We start from the raw sequence: 3,862 nt of genomic DNA on the forward strand, positions 1-3,862 counted from the left end.
GCTGATGAACACTTTGTTCCTCGTCAAAATATTACAGGTTTAAAAGATGATCTTATTGCGAGTAGAGAGGCAGCTACAGAGTCTCTCTATGATATAGCCAAGAAGACGCCGATCGGAGAAAAATATTATGGCGCGCTTAATGAATTAATGGAACGTCCATACTTCAAACAAGCTTATGATGCGGGATTAGAGAAGTTTATCAGTGATGGCAATAAAGTCAGTCCATTTTCTTCTCAAAAGTTTAATCTTCTTCAAGAAAAACCCAACATGGGTGTTCTTCATGAAACGAAGTATAGACTTGGTCATATGATAGATACTGCGAGAAACATAGGAGATAACAGCAAAGTACGCAGTTTAGTTGGTATCCAGAAAAAATTGTTAGAGATTATGGATGATATATCTTCTGAATATAAGAAGGCGCGTGGATTATTTCATCAATACAGTTCACGTGTAGATGCCATGGATGAAGGTTCAAAAATCCTTAGTAAGTCGATTAATAAGGATGAATTCAGTAAAATTTTTGATGAATTACCAGAAGCACAACAAGAATACTTTAAAAAGGGCTCAAGGAGAGAACTTTTAGAGGGTATGGGGCAAACAGGAGATAAAGTCTCCAAGGCAAAGGAGATTTTTGATACGGATGATCTGTATGATAGGTTTGCAAAGATTTATGGCGCCGATAAAGCTTCTGCTGTTAAGAGTGTTGTGGGTAGAGAAGCCAACTATGCTGATTTTTACAACAGAATACCAAATAGTATAGCAAATAAAGATATCTCTTTTAGGCATAATGTTAGTGTTCCAACAAGTCAACGTGATGCAGCCTTTCAAACAGGAAAAGCAGCGTTGAAAGTTTCTTGGATTCCTTTCAAGGAAGCGGCGTTTAGAGAGCGTCAACGAATTGAAAAGGATGTGGTCAAGCTGTTAACGGGTGGTTCAGAAATTCCAAATGAGAAAATTGTAGATCTCATTCAAGATATGGTGAAAGCGCATCATAAGGGATATGTTACGAAAGAGTGGGTAAAAAAATATTTTGCTGCTTTGTTTGGGGGTCAAGGAAAAGAATTAGCAAGGCACTTTAATATGCTAAGTACGTGGAAGTAGAGGAAGATGTTTAATCGATGACCCATTCTAACCTTTCAGTTGATCAAGCGATCCGTCAAGCAGCGGTGCGGTATGGCTTGCCAGAAAGCTATTTATACCGTGTTGCGCAAGTTGAAAGTGGCGGCAATCCCAATGCAAGGAATCCACGTTCTTCTGCGGGTGGTTTGTATCAATTTATAGATAGCACCGCCAAACAATATGGTTTGCAAGACCGTTTTGACCCTATGCAGGCAGCCGATGCCATGGGGCGGTTTACCCTTGATAATCGCAACCATTTAAGCCGTTTGTTGGGAAGGGCGCCTACAGATGCGGAATTGTATTTAGCCCATCAACAAGGAGCAGGAGGAGCCGCGCGTCTTTTACAAAATCCCCATGCCAATGCGGCGCAAATTGTTGGCAGCAATGCGGTTGGTTTGAATGGTGGAAACAGCGGTATGCGTGCAAGTGATTTTGTTAACCGTGTGTTACAAATGTATGGAGGACAGCCTTATAGGGTAAGCCCTACAGCAAGGGTGAGCTTTGGCAATAGAGCTAACATGTTAGAGGTTTTGAGGGCGTTATTAGCATCACAAGAAGAGACTTCAGAAGAAGAAGAGAGTGATGCGGATGATAATCCTTTAATGACGCAATTCATGCGGGCGTTTTACGGACCGTTTTATCGAAATTAGGATTCATGAGAGATGTCAACGATTTATGATTGGTCGCTTAGAGCGGCGGATAACACGCGCGCAGATGATTTGATTGATTGGTCCGAAGGACAGCACCCTAGTAGCGTGAATAACAGCGCGCGTGTGATGATGCAGCGTATCAAGGAATACTTGTTAGATGTGGGTGGAACGCTTGAAGGGGTTGTGACGAATGATCATGTCCAACGAATAAGTACAATACGTCTTGAAAGCCAAACGGCATTTTTAGAATACAAGAATGGTATCGTTTTACGCTTTATGGCTAAGGATAAAAATATTGGAGCAACCACGGTTTTGCTTAATGCTTTAGAGGGCAAGCCGGTTTATAAAGCGACCGCCTTAGGGATTGGTCCTTTATCGGGCGGCGAAATCCAACAGGGATGCATTTATACATTAGTCTATAATGGAGATGGTTGGCATCTTGTTAATCCAACCTCTATCCCTTTAGAAGAAGAAAGCAGTCTTTATCCTACAGGTTTTATCGGAACGTTTGCGATGCGTGATTTTCCAACAGGTTGGTTACTCTGTGATGGAAAGGCTTATTCGCGGACTGATTATAGTGATTTGTTTTCTGCGATAGGGACGGTTTGGGGAGAAGGGAATAGTGTTACAACGTTTAATGTTCCCGATTTTCGGGGGATGTTCTTACGCGGTGTTGATGACGGTCGTCATATCGATGAGGGGCGTTCTTTTGCCAGTGTGCAAACAGATTTAATGGAGTCTCATCAACATCAGGGGCAAAGTCTTTCCTTTCCCCATTTTACCAGCAATGAAGACTTTTGGGATGGGAATACGACGGCTGTTTTGGGGTACCGTCTAGGATTGTTTGGAGGGGGGGCACTTGCAAACTTTATGGGAATAGAGCGTGAGAATTTAGGGAGCTATATTGCAAGTCCCTATAGCCATGATGAAAATCAAGAGGTTGATTTGAGAAGCTCTGGTGAAGGTGAGACGCGTCCAGTGAATGTTTCTGTTCTGTTTGCGATTAAAACGTGAGATGTCAGATGTCGACGATTTATGATTGGTCTTTGAGAACCTCTGAGAATGGCTATTGTGATGATTTGATTGATTGGTCAGAGGGGCAGCGTCCAAGCAGCGTGAATAACAGCGCGCGTGTGATGATGCAACGGATGAGGGAATATTTATCGGATACGGGGGGTGTGATTGAAGGGATTGTTACGGTTAATCAAGAACAAAAGACCAGTGGAATACGTCTTCAAAGTCAATCTCAGTTTTTAGCGTATAAGAATGGGATATCGGTTTGTTTTAAAGCGAAAGGTAAGAATGTTGGAGCGACAACAATTGCTTTGAATGCGTTAGGAGGAAAGCCGGTTTATAAGGCGACAGAATTAGGCATGAGTGCTTTATTAGGAGGTGAGATACAAAAGGGGTGCATTTATCGTTTGGTTTATCGGGATGATGCTTGGCATATTTTAAATCCTACGCCGGTTTCTTTATCACAAGAGCCGATGAAACCGATTGATCCTGCGGGCAAGATAGGGATTTTTGGGATGCAAGTTTTACCGGAAGGCTGGTTAGTCTGTGATGGGGCGGCTTATTTGCGTAGTGATTATCCAGCACTTTATGAAGCGATAAGAACAAGATGGGGTGGCAGTGATAGTTGGACGAAGTTTAATGTTCCCGATTTGCGAGGTGTGTTTTTGCGGGGTGTTGACGATGATCGTGAGATAGACCGTTGGCGTTATCTAGGCACATTACAGCATGATGCTATGAGAAAACATGAACATGGAGGTCACTCGGTTACGGTTTTGAATGATGCCAATGAGGAAGAGAATTGGTATGGAAATATGATGATTATCTGGGGGTATATGCTCAATGAGAAGCAAAGGGAAAAGCTTGCCGAACGTTTGGGTGTGGGTGCAGAGGATATACGGTTGCATCATGGGCTTGCTTTTCCCCATTCTCATCTTCAGATGCGTGATGTTGTTTGGGCTCGTTCAGGTGTCAGTGAGACGCGTCCGATTAATATGAGTATTGTGTTTGGGATTAAGACGTGAGGTTGTGATGTCAACGATATATGATTGGTCCTTAACGGCATCTGAGAATGGTGGAGC

The 3,862-nt window shown here is 42.8% G+C and carries 3 protein-coding genes and 1 pseudogene; all 4 read left to right on the plus strand.

The window, feature by feature from the left end:
* Nucleotides 1–1,101, plus strand: a pseudogene (locus PVV57_RS09710) (hypothetical protein); the annotation flags it as partial.
* Between the two features lie 17 nt (nt 1,102–1,118).
* Entirely contained in the window at nt 1,119–1,769 is a 651-nt protein-coding gene (locus PVV57_RS09715; RefSeq protein WP_273719396.1) for a transglycosylase SLT domain-containing protein, read from the plus strand.
* A gap of 12 nt (nt 1,770–1,781) precedes the next feature.
* Nucleotides 1,782–2,783, plus strand: a complete 1,002-nt coding sequence (locus tag PVV57_RS09720; protein ID WP_273719395.1) for a phage tail protein — start codon at nt 1,782–1,784, stop codon at nt 2,781–2,783.
* 8 nt (nt 2,784–2,791) lie between these two features.
* Complete coding sequence (locus PVV57_RS09725) at nt 2,792–3,805, plus strand: phage tail protein (RefSeq protein WP_273719394.1); 1,014 nt, start codon at nt 2,792–2,794, stop codon at nt 3,803–3,805.
* The last annotated feature ends 57 nt before the right edge of the window (nt 3,806–3,862 follow it).

It is taken from the genome of Bartonella sp. AU15XJBT (genome assembly GCF_028618615.1).
Taxonomy (GTDB): Bacteria; Pseudomonadota; Alphaproteobacteria; order Rhizobiales; family Rhizobiaceae; genus Bartonella.

Excerpts from the sequence above, each read along its gene's own strand:
- PVV57_RS09725 (WP_273719394.1), top strand. The coding sequence starts at position 2,792 with ATGTCGACGATTTATGATTGGTCTTTGAGAACCTCTGAGAATGGCTAT.
- PVV57_RS09720 (WP_273719395.1), top strand. The coding sequence starts at position 1,782 with ATGTCAACGATTTATGATTGGTCGCTTAGAGCGGCGGATAACACGCGC.
- PVV57_RS09715 (WP_273719396.1), top strand. The coding sequence starts at position 1,119 with ATGACCCATTCTAACCTTTCAGTTGATCAAGCGATCCGTCAAGCAGCG.